The following is an 18,545-nucleotide window of genomic DNA, read 5'->3' as shown; positions in this document are numbered from 1 at the left end:
AGCCAACAGATTGGTAGGGACAGAGATGCCTTCTATACAGCTAAGGCAAAATCTCAATCCAAGTCCCTTTGCTCACAACTCCATATAGCTCATCCACATCTTGATTTTTGAGAGAAATACAGCCCCAAGTCCAGTTCTGACGCTGATCCACTAAATGATTCGATCCGACTGGCACCCCATGAATACCAATTTCGCTACCAACGGTATCGCTAACCTTGATTTTGCCCTGACGTTTGGCGTCCAGGTGTTTGCGCCAAGAGTCGGCGGTTGGATAATTAATCCAGAGAAATTTTGACCAGCTGGGATGGGGATATTTGTCTTGGATTTGAAACAGACCTTCGGGTGTTTTGCGATCTCCTTCTCGTAACTTGTCTCCTGTCGGTGCACTACCCAACACCACAGGATAGGACTTGAGGGGTTTTTGATCGTAGTAAACGGTCAGTCTAAATTTAGATTTTTCGATCAGAAGGGTGATTTTTTCAGAGTCTAGGGTAGAGAGATTCATGAGGGTTGCGATGGCCTGATCTCCATTGATCAGGCCATCGCCCACGGGAGGCTGATGTAATCCCTTAGGAGCACACTTTTCACCACATAAAACCTCAGGAAAATGAGTGAGGGAAAAAACTAATCCCAGCTTGCTAAACACACCATATAAGCCCACACAAGCTAGCAAGAAAATCCCAGCGAATAGGAGTCTCTTAGTGGATAGCTTCATGTTCCAATTCCATCAATATTAGTGTTTTCGGCCAATGTCTGGCTCCTTCACGCCGTTAGACACTGGCCGAACAGTCTTTGTGAGCCATCTTCAAGGATTCCGGTCCAAAGCTCGCTCCCCGCCCCAACGCTCAACAATCTGATCATCGTAATTATCGGCAGCAGCCAAGACCGCATGCACAGAGGCTTCTAACTCATTGGGGTCACAAGTTGAACCCACAATCGTATGCTCAAACAGGATGTCACCTGCATCATTCACAGAAAAAGCACCAAACCGCATTGCTGCGTTTTCACGCAATAGATGAGCCTGCAAATCAGCAGCCATCTTCGCACCTGAGACAACGGTAGAGCGAATATTGATGACACTATCTTCTTGCCAGGGATAAACGCGCACCTCCACCCATGCTGAGCCCATAAACAGGCCAAAACCAGGCTCATCTAGTTTCTCCCAAGGGATTTGCTCAAAGAGTTTGTCCATCCAACCGGCAACTTTGGTGTGGCACTCTTGCTGAGCTTGCGTTTGAAATTCCATTCCAGTCCTTAACTATTCCAGCGATTTCTCTATAACAATAGTAAGGCGTGCTGCGAAAACACCCACGACTCCCAACACGGTCAATAAGGGAGCGGTGATGATGCCGACAGCGCCAACCCCCATGCCTACGGAAAGGGGAATCTCCATTAAGGAACGTCCGGCATCGGTTTTAATGATAATTTTGCGGACATTACCTTTTTTGACAAGCTCTTTTACCTTATCCATCACTGAGCCACTGCTGAGTTTGAATTCTTCAACCCGATTAGGATCGCTAGGGGTGGCATCTTTCATAGGGACCTGATCGCTGGGTTCACTCATGGGGTTATTCTCCGAAGAATAGCGCAATTAAAAATTAGGTTTACAGATTGCAACAGAGGATGAGATGGTTCTAATCCATTGCACCACTTTGAATCAGCGATGAGGTCAGCATAGCATTCTCTGATATGGCTTCAACCTCTGACAACAAAGCATTACGGCGCTCTTGCAAGGCCCGATCTAAATCAGGGAAATATTCAGGCACAGGCATCATGTCATTAAAAATTTCGGTCATAACTACATTATCAATGACCAGAAAAAAGTCTGTCGGATTAGGACCATCAGTATGACGACTCAAAACCCCAAAACCAGATCGTTGTCGATGGTATTTGCGCACGATGGGATAGTCTTGTAACCATTCTTGGAAGATTCGAGCCTTCTGCATACTGTCTAAAGTAATTTGCACTAGTTGCTTCGTCTCTTTCGTACCAGTTCCCCTCTGCCAGGCCTGAGTCAACAATGATGCTCGTTGATCCGGCGTGGCCCAAGCTTGGATGATATTGCGAGAGGCCTTCGATAATTCTGGAGAAATCTCAATGGGATCCCCTGACTTACTCTGAGCCACCTCTACCAAAGCTCGACTGAGGGGACTACCATAGGTGTCGAGATCGGCCTGAGCCCCCTCGAAGTCGCCGCTCCACCACTGCAAACTGCCTCGACCTTTATGGAGATGGGTATTCAAATCATCCAAATGCTGATGCCCTTGGAGCAATTGGTCATAGCTCTGCTCTAAGTTAGCAAGGACCGGAGCATAAATAGACTGCAAGGGGGGTGACTTCCAAGCGGGACTCGTGATCCAAATGGGATTGCGCAGGCATTCTAAGGTCATGGCTTGCACGGCGAGATCCGTTTGGCCCTGACCTAATAAACTCAGACCCAAACCAAAAAAGACCCCTCGTTTTGCAGGCACTAATTCTGCAGACTGGGCAAATTCTTGGGTCGCTTTCTGTGGATCAATCTGTAGGTAAAGCCACCCTAAATTGGTATGGCCAAATTCTTGATCAGGAGTCGCCTGATTGCCTTGGATAAAATGCTGAGTAGCCGTTTGAATCAGATAATTTCGTAACTTGGGATCCTTTGTTTTAAATCCCATTTCTCCCAAGTTCCATCCTAACTGGTAGGAATAATAAGGATCCCATGAGACCTTAGCTTGGGCATCTCCCAGGCGCTGGCGAAATTGGTCGATCTCTTGCTGATCTAAAGCGGCAAATCCTTGGTTAGACAACTGCCAAGCAGCATGGATGGGCATGACCGATATTCCAAAGGCCAAGACAATCCCTAGAAGAACACCTGCCATTGATCTTATAGGCCTACCAGACGCATTGGTTTGAGCAGGACTTATCTCGCTAGTAGTACCTATAAAGCCAGCGAGGCAACCCAGACTAATGATAATGAAACCACTAATGCCAATATTGTCTAACTGGTAGTCCGTGAGGGAAACAAAACTGTAGCCTAAAAGCCCAGCGAGCAAACTTTGGGGCAATAAATTAGATTGATGTGTTGCTGCTCGGGTAATGTATCGCCCACCTTGCCAAACCAGCCACGCCACCAAGAGAACAAAAGGGACAATCCCCCCTAAACCTAGCTCGGCCCAGAGTTGCGGCAAAGTTCCATGGAGCTGATAGACATGTTCTGCTTCTAAGCCCGCCCAATAAGGTCGATAGGCCTGATAGGCCAAGGGCACACTTCCTGGTCCCATACCCGTCACAGGTTGTTGCAGCCCCATCTTCCAACCTGCCACATGGGTAATCAGTCGATAGGCCATATCTCCACCGGAACGGCCTTGCAAGAAATTGCTGATTTGACTGCTGAGGCGATTGTTAGCAAGGACTAAAACGAAAACAATTCCCAGGCTGGCAAAGGTTCCACCCATTAACCAGCGACGGTTCAGTCCCTGTTGGCGAAAGAGTGCAAGTCCCAAATAGACACCGGCCACCAAAAGCCCTAACCAACCTCCTCTAGAACTAGTGGTGTAGAGATCGATCAGGCCTAACCCAAAGCTGCCAAACCACCACCATCGCCAACGAGGATGGGTCCACCCCAGTCCAAATAAAAGTGGCAGGGCCAGAACTAAATAGCCAGCCACATAGTTTTGATGACCAAAGGGAGCCCAATTGCGCAGTTCTAAGGTTGAGAAGTTATAGCTGGCTTGCACTCCTACTTGTTGAAGAGATTGGAGTCGATTCAACTCTGGCAATAATGTCTGGCTCACCCACAGAAACAGACTAGTGACAATGAAACCAACACTCACTATCCCTTGGGTCACCAGCAATCGCTGACGGCGCAAGGGTGTTTGTGCCCAGGCATTGATGCAGTAAAGGGCAGCTATCCCACCCAGGGCAGCTCCCGTGTACCAACGCGCTTGGTTGGGAAATACGGCCAAAATTGTCGATAGAAGCAGGCCAATCACGGCCAAAGCAGCGAGCCAATCTAGCCCTTGCTGTAAACGAGGGATGGGGGAACGTTGCCAGAGCTGTCCCACTAACCAAAGGACGGGACAAAGCCAGGCCAATTGCCATACAAACACCCAGGGCCACGCCACCATAATGCTGTGGCTGTCCGGCATGAGGGTGAATAGAAAATACAACCCTAGACAGAGAATACCGAGGAGCGATCGCGACTGGGTAGCCGCTTCTGTATCCGCAGAAGAGGGGATCAGATCATCAAATTGTGAGTCTGAGGATATGGCCATTACAAATATTGGGTACCTTGCAGTCAGATTACCCGGATCGCTAACTTTAGCTGACAACTCACAATGGGGGGCAATAAATGACAGCAATCGATCGACGGCAGTTTTTAACGTTAACAGGAGGAACGGCAGCACTACTCGCCCTGGGCTCTTCGCGACCCGATACCTCTAGAGCAGAGGTCCCTACCGGTACTGATCAAATCAAGCTGCAGGCTTGGACATCTGCGGGTAAACCCATGCCTGCAAAGGTCTTCAACCAAACGTTTTTCCTCACCTTAGAGGATGAACCCATGCCCAATCCTCCCCGTCAAGTGAACTCAGGTGTTCTGTGGACCACACCCCCATCTGTTCCGTTTGCAATTGTTTTTTATCTGGCGGTGAAAGGGTTTGGTAATGTTGCCCTCTATGCCGATAACAAAGGTCGAGGCTATACTCCAGCGGATTTTCCCCTGAACTTAAATTTGGCTTGTGCCGAGTCGCGGATACATCGGGTTCGGACTGCGATCGCAGCGTGGCAACAACAAGGCTTTCAATGTCCCCCTGCCATCACAGAGCAGCTTCAGCAAGCCGAGGCTTACCTCCAGCAAGCCCAAGCCGCTGACAGCCCCAAAGCCATGGCTGCCTTGGCTAATGAGTCTCTACGAGAAGGTTTATGGGCAGGAGAATCGGCCGTCTTTGCCCACGCCCAGCATCAAATTAATCAGCGAGGTCATCGACCTGATTTTCTGTTTGGCTGCAATTTCTTTCGCCACCCTACAGCGGGGGCCGATTATGATCGCCGATTCAAACAGCTGTTTAACTTTGCCACCCTGCCCTTTTACTGGCGTTTCTTTGAGCCAGAAGCTGGAAAACCCAATTTTGCTAAAACCGATGAGATGGTGAATTGGCTGGAATCCGAAGGCATTACCCCTAAAGGGCACCCCCTGGTCTGGTTTCATGAGGCTGGACTCCCTGTCTGGGCCAAAGACAAACCCTATGCAGAACTCCAAGATTTGCTGCGTCAGCGCGTGGGGGAGATTACGGGACGATATTGCGATCGTATTCCCTACTACGACATCATCAACGAGGCCCACGATATTGACTGGGCCAACACCCTCAATTTCTCAGCCGAACAGCAGCGAGAGATGACTCAGCTTGCAGCGCTTGCCACAATCGAAGGCCATCCCAATGCACAACGCATCATCAATACCTGCTGCCAGTGGGCTGAGTATATTGCCAGGGGGCCTCACCAACCCCCGTTACAGAGTGCCTACCAATACCTCCAAACCTGTCTTAAAACCAATATTCCCTTCGAAATTATCGGTATGCAGCTGTATTACCCCAATCAAGACATGTTTGAGATTAACCGACTCTTAGAGCGGTTTAGCCAGCTTGGCAAACCCATTCACATCACAGAGCTAGGGGTCTCCTCTAACACCACTCGGGCTGAGAATACCCCCTTTCCCGATCCTCCTGGACTCTGGCATGGACCTTGGAATGAAAATATCCAAGCTGATTGGGTAGAACAGTTTTATACCTTGTGCTACAGCAAATCCTACATCCAAGCCATAACTTGGTGGGATCTCGCAGATGGCGGTTTCTGGCCCCATGGTGGGCTACTCAAATCAGATTTTTCGGCCAAGCTAGCGTATCTTCGCCTGAACACCCTGCAGAAACGTTGGTTAGCCCTAGGTGCCTAAAGCGCAACTTTAGAAATTCCTGCATCTTTGGCAACACCAGGGGAAAACACGTTATTAAGCAGCCGTCATTTCTTGCATTAACCAGAACCCAGCAAATTGCTCAGAATCAGGAGAAGATTGCACTGCCACAAAATGAACCTGTTGAGCCGCCTGCTTCGTCTTTTCAAATCCCTGAATTTCGGCCACTAATTTGTCGTCATTCAGATAGGCAATCACCCAGCGATCGCTGAGTCCTGTTTCTAAAAGCAACTGAGGTTTAGGATCCATTTCCAGCTTCAGGCAGGACAGTTCTAAACCAGACATCCAGCCAGAAAGTGGGGTAGAGCGTTCCGAGAAAATCAGCAGTCCAGGAATTTCGGTCTCTGGTGGTAGATTCAACTGTGCCAAAGGAATTTTATCCCCAAAAGCAATATCCCACTCGTCCATGTCGGCAAAGGCACTGAGTTGAAGCGTTACTAGACGCCACCCCTCTCCTTGTAAAGCATCCGGTAAAGGCTTAGGCAAAGTGGGCTCAAATACCATGGGCGCAGCCATCATCGGTTGATATCCTGGATGCTGAGGGTAGACGGTCTGCTCCCGTTCGCAAAGCCACTGATACACGGCAAAAGTTCTCCGACTCGGCTGAGCCGGAATTTCCAAGGCTTCACAGGCCCGCGGAATAATACTCTTCATCGAACGCCGAAAAAAGCGGATTCTTTCTGGAAAGTCTTGCTCACCATAATTCCCTTGTTGCCGCCATAGGGGTAAAGCTTCGGCTAATGATTCTTGTAACCAGCGAGCATTAGCCTGGGAACCAGAGCAGACTTTGGTGAATTCAAAGTTTCGTTGAGAATCACAAACCAGTAGTTCCCAAATTTTTTTTTGTTGCTCGTCTAAAATAGGGCGCGAATAAAAATCGATTTCCCAAACCTTACTCATATTAATGTCAAACCCTAGATGCTTTATCAGTGTAAAGTTTTGGGGAATTAGGTGAGAAACCCCAAGATGTTATTGATCAACTTCTTTCAGGTTACTCTGTTCTCTACCCAGAAAGAAATGTATCACTCTATACAGAACTGCGACCTCTACCACTGTTGAATCGATTAAATCAGTGGGTTGGGTGAACCCCTATCCAATTTGCTTTACCGATCGGGCTTATCTTCTTTAGATCGTTTAATTGCTTTAGTATCCAACGTTTAGGAATGGCTGAAGTCTCTACATCTAAATCAACTACTAGAGCAATTGGTTGTCCATCGTTTATCTAGGAAACGTATTGTGGTGATGTCTAAGCCTATTAAATCGAGGTCAAAAAACCTCAAGCGCAAAAAAACGCTTATCTCCTGCTTGGCAAGTATGCTTGCCAATGACAGCAATAGTTTTATTATTCTGGTCCGTGGCGGCCGTTGCTCAAGAAGCAACACCCCCTGCCCCCCACAGCAACCCTCACCGTTGGCTTGGACACGGTCTGGGTTCTGCTCTGTGCCTTTCTCGTCTTTTTCATGAATGCTGGATTCGGCATGCTTGAAACTGGATTCTGTCGGCAAAAAAATGCCGTCAACATCCTAGCGAAGAACTTAGTTGTATTTGCCCTAGCCACCATTGCTTACTGGGCCATTGGCTTTGGCTTAATGTTTGGTGACGGCAATCCTATCTTAGGAACGACAGGTTGGTTTGTCAGTGGGGCTGATAATAGCCCAGCTATCGACAATTATGAAGGTGTGTTTAGCGCCTTGAACTGGACAGGGGTTCCCCTCTTTGCTAAGTTCCTCTTTCAACTCGTGTTTGCCGGTACAGCGGCCACGATTGTTTCTGGTGCTGTAGCTGAGCGAATCAAGTTTGTTTCTTTCTTGATCTTTAGCTTGGTCCTCACTGGGGTGCTTTATCCCATCACTGGTCACTGGATCTGGGGGTGGCGGTTGGTTAGCTGGCATGGGCTTTTGGGACTTTGCCGGTTCTACTGTGGTTCACTCGGTCGGCGGCTGGGCAGCTTTTGTCGGCGCAGCTTTCCTCGGACCTCGGTTAGGCCGCTATTCCCAAACTGGGGCAACTGCCATGCCTGGTCACAATATGAGTATTGCGACTTTGGGTTGTTTGATTCTCTGGTTGGGCTGGTTTGGCTTTAATCCAGGATCCACTATGGGTGTCGGTGATGGTTCTGCCATTGCTCATGTGGCGTTGACGACTAATATTGCGGCTGCTTTTGGTGGCGTTGCTGCGACGTTCACTGCTTGGTTCTACCTGGGAAAGCCTGATTTATCGATGATCATCAACGGTATCTTGGCTGGTCTGGTTGGTATTACAGCTCCTTGTGCTTGGGTGACTGTGCCTTGGGCGGCAGTGATTGGTCTGATTGCTGGGGTGATTGTTGTGTTTGCAGTCACTATCATTGATGGCTTGAAGATTGATGACCCGGTTGGTGCTATCTCTGTTCACTGCGTTTGCGGTGTTTGGGGTACTTTGGCAGTCGGCCTCTTCTCCCAAGGACCGGATGGTCTCATCTATGGCGAAGGCGGCGGTCCTGCGAAGGGGTTAATCCTCGGGGGTGGGTTTGAGCAAGTGATTCCTCAAATCGTTGGCATCTTTGCGGTCGGTGCGTTCACTTTGGTCACTGCAGCGGTTACTTGGGCCATCATCAAGGCGGTTGCTGGCCTGCGCGTTCCTGAAGAAGAAGAAATCAAGGGTCTCGATATCAGCGAACATGGCATGGAAGCCTACAGTGGATTCCTCAAAGATGCTCAGGTTCAAGGTAGCCGCGCTCCCTCAATGATGCGTTAACGATTCTCTAAGACCTATTTAGTGCATTTCTGACATTAGAGGTTGAAAAGCATATATTCACAAAAGGCCCTGGTATTAACCAGGGCCTTTTGTGAATATATCCAAACTATAAATGCCCACTTTTGCATCTAAGGCTAGGGTAGAGAATATTTTATGATTGAGGCTTCAATGGACTGGCCTAGCTAAGCCATAAGTTCTCTCACGGAAGAAAAAATGTATCCAAAAATACAGAACTACATTACCTAGCACTGTTGAATCGATTAGATTAGAACCCCGAAGAGAGTTCGGTCCATTCAAGCCCCAACTATCACTTAAGTAATCATTCAAAGATGGCCCTTAATTTGTTATTTAGTCATGGTTTCGATGTCCCCATCTAAATCAACTACTAGAGCAATTGGTTGTCCATCGTTTATCTAGGAAACGTATTGTGGTGATGTCTAAGCCTATTAAATCGAGGTCAAAAAACCTCAAGCGCAAAAAACGCTTATCTCCTGCTTGGCAAGTATGCTTGCCAATGACAGCAATAGTTTTATTATTCTGGTCCGTGGCGGCCGTTGCTCAAGAAGCAACACCCCCTGACCCCACAGCAACCCTCACCGTTGGCTTGGACACGGTCTGGGTTCTGCTCTGTGCCTTTCTCGTCTTTTTCATGAATGCTGGATTCGGCATGCTTGAAACTGGATTCTGTCGGCAAAAAAATGCCGTCAACATCCTAGCGAAGAACTTAGTTGTATTTGCCCTAGCCACCATTGCTTACTGGGCCATTGGCTTTGGCTTAATGTTTGGTGACGGCAATCCTATCTTAGGAACGACAGGTTGGTTTGTCAGTGGGGCTGATAATAGCCCAGCTATCGACAATTATGAAGGTGTGTTTAGCGCCTTGAACTGGACAGGGGTTCCCCTCTTTGCTAAGTTCCTCTTTCAACTCGTGTTTGCCGGTACAGCGGCCACGATTGTTTCTGGTGCTGTAGCTGAGCGAATCAAGTTTGTTTCTTTCTTGATCTTTAGCTTGGTCCTCACTGGGGTGCTTTATCCTATCACTGGTCACTGGATCTGGGGTGGCGGTTGGTTAGCTGGCATGGGCTTTTGGGACTTTGCCGGTTCTACTGTGGTTCACTCGGTCGGCGGCTGGGCAGCTTTTGTCGGCGCAGCTTTCCTCGGACCTCGGTTAGGCCGCTATTCCCAAACTGGGGCAACTGCCATGCCTGGTCACAATATGAGTATTGCGACTTTGGGTTGTTTGATTCTCTGGTTGGGCTGGTTTGGCTTTAATCCAGGATCCACTATGGGTGTCGGTGATGGTTCTGCCATTGCTCATGTGGCGTTGACGACTAATATTGCGGCTGCTTTTGGTGGCGTTGCTGCGACGTTCACTGCTTGGTTCTACCTGGGAAAGCCTGATTTATCGATGATCATCAACGGTATCTTGGCTGGTCTGGTTGGTATTACAGCTCCTTGTGCTTGGGTGACTGTGCCTTGGGCGGCAGTGATTGGTCTGATTGCTGGGGTGATTGTTGTGTTTGCAGTCACTATCATTGATGGCTTGAAGATTGATGACCCGGTTGGTGCTATCTCTGTTCACTGCGTTTGCGGTGTTTGGGGTACTCTGGCAGTCGGCCTCTTCTCCCAAGGACCGGATGGTCTCATCTATGGCGAAGGCGGCGGTCCTGCGAAGGGGTTAATCCTCGGGGGTGGGTTTGAGCAAGTGATTCCTCAAATCGTTGGCATCTTTGCAGTCGGTGCGTTCACTTTGGTCACTGCAGCGGTTACTTGGGCCATCATCAAGGCGGTTGCTGGCCTACGCGTTCCTGAAGAAGAAGAAATCAAGGGTCTCGATATCAGCGAACATGGCATGGAAGCCTACAGTGGATTCCTCAAAGAGTCATAAAACTCTCTTGTGCTAAACCTATAAACTGGGTTTACTGAATCTGATCATTCATCATGAAAAGCCCCCAGCACTGAAACAGTGCTGGGGGCTTTTCAATCTGCTGTGCTAGAAGCTTAGCCAGCCCTTAGGGCACCTGTAGTGGCACCAACATGTTCTCAGGGAGGTGCTCCACAAACTCACCCTGCTTGGATAAAACCACAACCAGCTCTACAGGCCAATCAGGCTCTAGATGTAAATCGCTCCAAGGCACTGCAATTTCTAGACATTGATCGAGGCCAAGTTGTACATGATGGGACCGACCGTGCCACTGGTCATGGTCAGCGGCTTCTTCTAGCCAAATATCATGATTGGTGAGATTAATGCCCAGATGATGATGATATCGGTAGTTGAGAGGGCTTTGATCGGGAACTTGGCCTAGAGGAATCAGGCTATTATTCATGGTTTGTCCCGGATAGAACCACAACAAGTGTAGTTCTGGGGGAGAATCAACCCCCGGTTTTTTACCCACCTGAAAATCAAATCGCATATAGAAATTCAGGTGATCCAGCCCATACCAAAGGCGTTGGATGGTGCTGCTACGATGCATCGTCCCCCTAGAACCAGCGATGGTAATTCGCCCCGCATGGTCCCAATCTTGTTCATCCACAACCCCGTTGATCACTGGATGGATAAAGCTTTGGGGACGATGATCTGCCGTTGATTGATGTTCTTCCAGGGGATACTGAAGGACTTCAGGAACGGGCTCCTCTAAGGCTTGATAGAGGGCGACTAAATGCTCCCGAAAAAGCTGATCAAAAATCTCATCTTGATTCGAGGAATGTCCTTCACCAAACCACCAAAACCAATCGGAGCCTTCTGCTGCATATAAAGCTTCCCAGGCATCTGGGTTTTGCTCTTCGGTGGCTTCGGGATGCTTTTCTAAAGTTTTTCTGGCCTCTGTCAATAAATCCCAGGCTCGATTTTTGACAGGATCACCAATCCAAGTGGTGAAACTGCCATCTACCCAAGATCCACTATGGAGCTTAGTCGTCGGTAGGGTCTCTTGGGGCGGAAACTGTTCTAGGTATTCAGAGACGGTGACGAGTTTGAGGTCATCAATCTCACTGAGCTTTTGATAGAGGCTTTCTAGAAAAGGGATGCCGTCTCGTTCGTAGTACTCCCAGCAGTTTTCGCCATCAAGGGCAATAGTCACCAGCCAGGGCTTGGCCAGAGCGGTTCCTTCTTCGGGTTGGCGGTCGATGAGGGTGTTTGCGATCGCATGCAGATGCCCCACTAAATCCGAGGCCGCTTCTTCCGGCTGCATGGCGCTGTAGGTGAAGCCCACCAGATCGGACAATCGGTGATCCCGGAAGACAATCGACAGATCGCCTTCATAGGTACTTAAGCGATAAGGCTGATATAGAATCTCGGGTTCATAGACATTGCCCTGTTCATCCCGATGGAAGAAATGATGAGTGGTCCATCCCAAAACAGCCTCATCAGAACAAAGCCAGTTGAAGCCCTGCTTAGCGACATGGGGCAAAATACTAGGACTCACGGACTGCTCAGAGGGCCACAGTCCTCGGGGAGATCGTCCGAATCGTTCCTCATACATCTCCCATCCCTTTTTCAAGTGGCGAGGGATATCGTCTGGCCATTGGAATTGGGCTTCCGGTAAATCCATATGAGGAACTGCCACGCGTCCCGCATCGGTATCAGCTAACAGGGGCAAAATGGGGTGGGTGTAAGGAGTCGTCATCACCTCTAGCTGGCCGTCGTCTTGCATCTGCCGATGTTGGGGCACAATGCGACTCAGGATCTGGCGCTGCTTTTCGATAATATCTTTGCGATCTTGCAGGCTAAAATTGCGATCTTGTTTCAACCATCGGGCAATATCCGGGTCATCCCAAAAGAGAGGATCAATCCAGGCTAGATTATGCCAGGCCAATAAATCCCCATAGTCTTGGGCCGTCCAGTTTTCTAGACACCAGGCTTCCCCTTTGTCCTGCTTTTGACCAAACAGTTCTGCATAGCGAGGATGGGGATCAACCAAGGTTTGGTGATGGGCATCAAAGAAATGCTGGGCAATAAATTGATGTTGCTCTGGCGTCAGCTGTTCTGTGGGAAGAGTCGCCACTTCTAAATAAGGGTCAACGGCGGTCCCCGCCACATAATCTTCGATCTGCATGAGCAGCGATGGCACCAAGTTAACGGTTTGGTGCAATTTGGGATAGCGACTCAGCAACAGAACTAAATCTAAATAATCCTTAGTCCCATGCAACCGAACCCAAGGAAGTCGGTATTTGCCGGTGACTCGGCTTTTATAGAGAGGCTGATGCTGATGCCAAATAAAGGCGATATAAAGCGGGTGAGTCATAGGTCACCGTATACTGAGGACTGGCACATTTTGAACAAAAGGATTTGCTGCATGGCATCCATCCGAGCGTTGCATCAAGAGTTGATCGCTAAAGAACGATCAGCCCACGAAATTACCGAAGCAGCCCTGGAAACCATTCATCAATTAGAACCCAAACTCCATAGTTTTTTGGCCATTACTGCTGACCAAGCACTCGCCCAAGCTAAACAGGTCGATGCTAAGTTAGCTGCGGGGGAAGAGATTGGTTTACTAGCGGGAATTCCCATTGGTATCAAAGATAATATGTGTACCAAAGGAATTGCTACCACTTGTGGATCAAAAATCCTTCAAAACTTTATCCCCCCTTACGAGTCTACAGTAACCCAAAAGTTGGCGGCTGCGGGGGCAGTCATGGTGGGTAAAACCAACCTGGATGAATTCGCCATGGGCAGCTCGACGGAAAACTCTGCCTACCAAGTCACTGGCAATCCTTGGGATGTGTCCCGAGTGCCTGGTGGTTCCTCGGGTGGTTCCGCTGCAGCAGTGGCTGCTTCTGAATGTGTAGTGTCTATCGGATCAGATACGGGCGGCTCTATTCGACAGCCCGCAGCCCTCTGTGGAGTAGTCGGCCTAAAGCCCACCTATGGATTAGTATCTCGTTTTGGCCTCGTAGCTTATGCGTCGTCCTTAGATCAAATTGGCCCTTTTGGTCGCACCGTCGAAGATGCGGCTATTCTCTTACAAGAAATCGCGGGCTATGACTCCCAAGACTCGACCAGTCTTAAGGTAGAAGTCCCCGATTATTCCAAGTCTTTGATTCCTGACCTGAAAGGGAAAAAAGTAGGTGTCATTACTGAAACCTTTGGGGAAGGACTCGATCCGGTGGTCGAAGAGGCCGTTCGCAAGGCGGTAGAGCAGTTAGCTGAATTGGGTGCTGAGGTACAAGAAATTTCTTGTCCGCGCTTCCGCTATGGGTTGCCCACTTACTATGTGATTGCTCCTTCGGAAGCCTCTGCTAACCTAGCCCGCTACGATGGCGTTAAATACGGCTACCGCACCGAAGATCCAGAGGATCTGATGTCCATGTACACCCATACTCGGGCAGAAGGATTTGGGGCTGAGGTGAAGCGTCGAATTATGATCGGCACCTACGCCCTATCTGCAGGATATTACGATGCTTACTACTTAAAAGCTCAAAAGGTCCGCACGTTAATCAAGGAAGACTTTGAGAAGGCGTTTGAGAGCGTGGATGTTTTGGTCTGTCCTACAACCCCAACAACAGCATTTAAAGCAGGAGAGAAAACGGCTGATCCTTTAAGCATGTATCTCTCTGACTTAATGACCATTCCAGTGAATCTGGCAGGCTTACCGGGTCTAAGTCTTCCCTGTGGCTTTGATGACCAAGGATTACCAATCGGATTACAAATTGTTGGTAATGTCTTACGGGAAGATCAGGTGCTACAAGCTGCCTATGCTTATGAGCAATCGACAGAATGGCATAAGGAAGCTCCCAAACTCTAGACAACAGATCTACTGTCAGAACTCCTGATTTAATTCTGTTAACGTAAATTTCTGGACGTTAGATATAGATTGAAAGGGGTTGAAAGTAGCTGGGTTTAGATCGGTGCGATAGACACCTGCGATCGCACCTTCGCTACCTTCCAGACACACCTGACTTTCAAAAGTTCGCCATAGTTGAGGAATAACCTTAAAAGTCGCAGGCCCCAACTGCGGTGCAACCATCACGATACGCTTATTTACAGAAGTATTGATCACCTCAAAAACTTGTTCTACCTCTATTGCCGTGGTGTAACAGGTATCGTCATAGCGTAACCCTACGGATTGAAGCTGTTTTCGTAAGGGAGAATTGTGATGACGGGCTTCGGCGTAGCCAATCGTAAAAACATCATGGGCAATGGCTTCTAAGAGGAGCTGACGCTGGATGGTGGGACGTTGGGCATAGTGTAGTAGTTTTGCGATCGCAAGGGTTTGAGCACAGGAATTGGTAAAGGTTCCCCAAGAGCCAAACGCCAGAAAATCAGCAGAGGGCGGAATACACTGGGTATCCCATGCGCCATTGGGAATTCTGGCATCAATAATCAGGGTCTTGGAGTACAGATCGGTGGGTACATTCTGGAGTCGCTGGGCAAATTGTTGATCCAAGGCTTGTTGTTGTTCATCATTGGGCTGATAGGCAAAGGCCGATGCTTGTGGATGACGACCAAAGATTAAGGCTTGGATATCAAAAGAGTCGTCCTCAGTTGCGGTCAGGCCTACTTCCGTCATAGCTAACTGCAAAATGGCTGCCGTGGTTGCTTGGCCATCATAATGGTGCCGCGCATTTGGGCTGGCTATATGGGCTTTGAGTCTGAGCGGTGGTAAACGTCGAGCAAAGGCTTTCAGCATCACCTCATCTGCGCCCCATGCCAAGGGTCGCTGTAGCTGTTTCAGCTCTTTACTGTCCAAAATCCTATGAAGTTTGGCTTCCATCTGTTGTCGAAAGGTAGGAGCAAACTCAGAGGGAGAATCTCCCAGAGCATAGACAATATCGACAATGGGTTTACCCAAGCTATGGATCAAATCAATGCAGATTTCTACTTGCAATAGTTCCAGGTGATGTAGCTGAATGAGCCACTGAGGAAACTCTGCAACACTGCGAGCATTATCGATACCCACAAAACTGCCGACTAAAACAACCTGCTGTTTTTGTTGAAGATAGGGAAGATAATCCTCGGGATATTGCACCAGGCGATCTGTCAGCACAAAGGCAGTTTGGCGACGTATGGTTTCTGGCAGTAGGTGATAGGCTTGTCGGACCATCATGTCTGTCTGACGACGAGGAGCCATCACAAAGGGAAGATAAATCTTCTCAGACCGCTGATCCTCTTCTTGGCAATCTTTAATAGGGCCTTTGCAAGTTCGACAAGGCCAAATCCCCATCCCGGTTCGATCCTGGTCATTGGCAGCATGATAAATCTTCCCCAAGGTCGAAAATCGAATATTTTGGATTCGAGAAATGACAGTTTGAGTTTGGTTAGAAAGAGGAGGTGCAGCAGGGGTTTGACTTAAAGTTTTGGAAGGGTCTGCTAGCAGAGCTGTCCCAGTTACAAGTAGAAATTGGCGACGATTCAATCGAGTCATGGAAGATTGCAATATTTGAAACCACCTGTCTTTTTGACTATGGAAACAAGCGAAGGTTTCAAGATTGAGATAGCCCCATCAAATTACAGAGCTTGTAGAGAATTCGCGCTCCTACATTGCCATCCCACACCCCATCACCCACTTCACAGATATCACAGCCAATCAGCGATCGCCCACTGTGAACAATCGTTCGACACAAATGAAAAGCTGCTTCTAACTCCAAACCACCAGGTACTGGCGTACCCGTGTGTGGGCATAACTTAGGATCTAAACCATCGACATCAAAGCTAATGTAGACCTGCTGCGGGAGATGCTTCACCATCTTTTGGCAGAGGGAATGCCACGTCTCACCTTGATAAAGTTGTGTCTTCAGGTCTGAATCGTAGTAGGTCACAATTCGTCCCTGGGACTGGGCTACGGTTTCGACTTCAGCAGCACAAACATCTCGAACGCCAACCTGAACCAGCTTCGTGGCCTGGGGCAGTTTCAACACATTGGTCATGATTGACGCATGGGAAAATTCAAACCCTTGATAGGCTTGGCGTAAGTCAGAATGGGCATCGATTTGGAGAATGCCAAATTCGTCATAGTGCTCAGCCAAAGCCTGCAAGTAGCCCAAGGGAATACTATGGTCCCCGCCCAATAGCACCAGCTGTTTTCCTTGGGCCAAAACCGTTTGGGCTTGCTTATAAATCCACTGATTAAGATGGCGACATTCCTGATTCACTTCCGTGAGCGCTGCCATCAAGGTTGGTGAGTCTGCGACAGAATGGCCTTGACTGGTGTGCTCAATAATGGCTTGAGCCGTGTCTTTTAGTTCATCATTTTTGGTTTGGATAAATTCGGGAATGCCTGCCAGGTAAATACCTTGCTGCCAGCCGCCAGGATTGTCAAAATCGTACAAATCCAATTGAGGAGATTCTCGCAGAATCGCTGCTGGCCCTTGAGCCGTTCCAGCACCGTAGGAGACAGTCACTTCCCAGGGAATGCCCCAGACAATAATTTGGGCACTGTCAAAATCGAAGGGGAGGCCAAACAGATTGCCATTCTCTAGGCCCACACCATTGGGGTCAAAAGTCATCATGATTAGACCAGTGTCGGCTGCTCCACCGTAATCATGTCTTTGACGAAGGTCGGTAAGCAGAAAGCGGCTTGGTGGATTCCGGGATTGTAGTAGGCCAATTGATAGTCTTGGGAAAACTGCTGTGCTTTTTGTGGGTCGAAGTCCTGAATCGGATGCGGCCCATTTTTAGAGCAGTAGGCAAAACTCCACATCCCTGTGGGATAGGTGGAGATAAAGGCTAGATAACAGTGCACTTGAGCAGCCCCAAAAATTGCACCTAAGTCTTGATAGAGTTCTACAAATTTGGGCTGATTAAACCGGGGAGACTCGCTTTGGGCCACCAAGACACCCCCTGATCTTAAAACCCGGTGTACCTGCAGATAAAACTCCTTGGTGAATAGGGGCGCAGAGCATCCGACTGGGTCGGAGGAATCAATAATAATCAGGTCATAGGATTCATCGGCTGCCGCTGCTAGATACTCGATACCATCGCCAATCAGCAGGTTCAGTTTGGGATGATCTAAGGCTGAAGACAGGGTGGGGAGATGCTCTCTGGCAGCTTTAATCACCACCTGATCAATCTCAACTAGGGTGACTTCTTCTACTTGGGGATGGCGAAGAATTTCTCGCACACTACCGCCATCGCCACCGCCAATCACCAGCACTTTTCGAGCGGGATGAGTGAGCATCGGCACATGGACAATCATCTCGTGATAGGCTTTTTCATCGCCTTCACTGCACATGACCATATTGTCGATCACCAGCATTTTGCCGTATTCAAAGGTGTCGAGAACTTCTACAGTTTGGTAAGGAGACTTTTCCCGGAAGATCCAGCCGCCTCGATGTCGAATGGATAAAGCAATATTGTCATTGCGATCTGTGAACCAAACGGTGCGTTTTTCCTGTGGATCAGAATATTCGTAGGCAGCCACCTCTTCGGGACGCTTAAAATCTACATTTTCTGTTTCCAGTAAATGGAGTTGGCCTCGGTTCAACTCTAAAGCAGACCCATGATCGGCTTGAAAGGCTTCTTTGAGGATTTCATAGGCGATCCAAGGGTTAACGGACATGCCACAGGTAAATAAGTCCAGGGCAGCGTAGCCATACTCCGGCCAGGTATGAATGGCAAAATGGCTTTCTTGGAGGACGATAAACCCAGACACTCCAATGGGCGGAAACCGATGAAATTGGGAGGTAATAATCGTGGCTCCCGACTCCTTGGCCGCGCTCAACATGTTGGTTTCGATCAGGAGAACATCGTTTAGGACTTCGGCAGAACCCCCGTAAAACTCAACTAAGATATGTCTTCCAAGTGAATTCATAAGGTTTGAAGAGAGTGGAGAGAATATTTAAGCATCAGTGGACAGCGAACAAACGCTCCCTGGGCCTCAACGGGCAGCAATCTCCCATCAAAAGCATTTCCATCACAGTCTTA

The 18,545-nt window shown here is 48.7% G+C and carries 12 protein-coding genes and 1 pseudogene; 4 read left to right on the top strand and 9 right to left on the bottom strand.

What is annotated here, in order from left to right; genetic code table 11:
• Positions 1 to 40: 40 nt before the first annotated feature.
• The 4 genes from HRE53_RS14775 to HRE53_RS14760 all read right to left on the bottom strand — a co-directional run bounded on the left by HRE53_RS14775 (position 41) and on the right by HRE53_RS14760 (position 4,253).
• Positions 41 to 715, bottom strand: a complete 675-nt coding sequence (locus HRE53_RS14775) for a murein L,D-transpeptidase family protein (protein WP_235106997.1) — start codon at positions 713 to 715, stop codon at positions 41 to 43.
• Positions 716 to 805: 90 nt separating this feature from the next.
• Entirely contained in the window at positions 806 to 1,246 is a 441-nt protein-coding gene (locus tag HRE53_RS14770; protein ID WP_212664104.1) for a T3SS (YopN, CesT) and YbjN peptide-binding chaperone 1, read from the bottom strand.
• Positions 1,247 to 1,258: 12 nt separating this feature from the next.
• Positions 1,259 to 1,564, bottom strand: coding sequence for a DUF4342 domain-containing protein (locus tag HRE53_RS14765; RefSeq protein WP_212664103.1), 306 nt, complete (start codon positions 1,562 to 1,564; stop codon positions 1,259 to 1,261).
• A 70-nt stretch (positions 1,565 to 1,634) separates the two neighbouring features.
• A complete protein-coding gene (locus HRE53_RS14760) occupies positions 1,635 to 4,253 on the bottom strand; it encodes an O-antigen ligase (protein WP_235106996.1) in 2,619 nt (872 codons plus the stop codon).
• Positions 4,254 to 4,330: 77 nt separating this feature from the next.
• On the opposite strand from HRE53_RS14760, the gene HRE53_RS14755 reads away from it, so the two are divergent.
• A complete protein-coding gene (locus tag HRE53_RS14755; RefSeq protein ID WP_235106995.1) occupies positions 4,331 to 5,929 on the top strand; it encodes an endo-1,4-beta-xylanase in 1,599 nt (532 codons plus the stop codon).
• A gap of 54 nt (positions 5,930 to 5,983) precedes the next feature.
• Here the strand turns inward: HRE53_RS14755 and HRE53_RS14750 are convergent, their stop codons facing one another.
• Entirely contained in the window at positions 5,984 to 6,847 is an 864-nt protein-coding gene (locus HRE53_RS14750; RefSeq protein ID WP_212664100.1) for a Tab2/Atab2 family RNA-binding protein, read from the bottom strand.
• Positions 6,848 to 7,229: 382 nt separating this feature from the next.
• Between HRE53_RS14750 and HRE53_RS14745 the strand changes: the two are divergent.
• A pseudogene (locus HRE53_RS14745) lies at positions 7,230 to 8,683 on the top strand (ammonium transporter); the annotation flags it as partial.
• Positions 8,684 to 9,116: 433 nt separating this feature from the next.
• A complete protein-coding gene (locus tag HRE53_RS14740) occupies positions 9,117 to 10,571 on the top strand; it encodes an ammonium transporter (RefSeq protein WP_235111118.1) in 1,455 nt (484 codons plus the stop codon).
• A 124-nt stretch (positions 10,572 to 10,695) separates the two neighbouring features.
• On the opposite strand, the gene HRE53_RS14735 is transcribed toward HRE53_RS14740, so the two are convergent.
• On the bottom strand, positions 10,696 to 12,927 hold the full coding sequence (locus HRE53_RS14735; protein ID WP_235106994.1) for a glycoside hydrolase: 2,232 nt from the start codon (positions 12,925 to 12,927) through the stop codon (positions 10,696 to 10,698).
• 51 nt (positions 12,928 to 12,978) lie between these two features.
• Here HRE53_RS14735 and gatA point away from each other — a divergent pair, with 51 nt between their 5' ends.
• A complete protein-coding gene (gatA, locus tag HRE53_RS14730) occupies positions 12,979 to 14,427 on the top strand; it encodes an Asp-tRNA(Asn)/Glu-tRNA(Gln) amidotransferase subunit GatA (protein WP_235106993.1) in 1,449 nt (482 codons plus the stop codon).
• 15 nt (positions 14,428 to 14,442) lie between these two features.
• Here gatA and HRE53_RS14725 read toward each other — a convergent pair whose 3' ends face one another.
• The 3 genes from HRE53_RS14725 to speE are packed head-to-tail and all read right to left on the bottom strand — an operon-like array spanning position 14,443 to position 18,432.
• Complete coding sequence (locus HRE53_RS14725) at positions 14,443 to 16,047, bottom strand: hypothetical protein (protein WP_235106992.1); 1,605 nt, start codon at positions 16,045 to 16,047, stop codon at positions 14,443 to 14,445.
• Between the two features lie 58 nt (positions 16,048 to 16,105).
• On the bottom strand, positions 16,106 to 17,131 hold the full coding sequence (locus HRE53_RS14720; RefSeq protein ID WP_235106991.1) for an agmatinase family protein: 1,026 nt from the start codon (positions 17,129 to 17,131) through the stop codon (positions 16,106 to 16,108).
• A gap of 2 nt (positions 17,132 to 17,133) precedes the next feature.
• A complete protein-coding gene (speE, locus tag HRE53_RS14715; RefSeq protein ID WP_235106990.1) occupies positions 17,134 to 18,432 on the bottom strand; it encodes a polyamine aminopropyltransferase in 1,299 nt (432 codons plus the stop codon).
• Positions 18,433 to 18,545: the final 113 nt, after the last annotated feature.

It is taken from the genome of Acaryochloris sp. 'Moss Beach' (genome assembly GCF_021497025.1).
Lineage (GTDB): Bacteria > Cyanobacteriota > Cyanobacteriia > Thermosynechococcales > Thermosynechococcaceae > Acaryochloris > Acaryochloris marina_A.
Note: the sequence above shows the minus strand (reverse complement) of the source record. Positions and strands in the feature narration are given on the sequence as shown.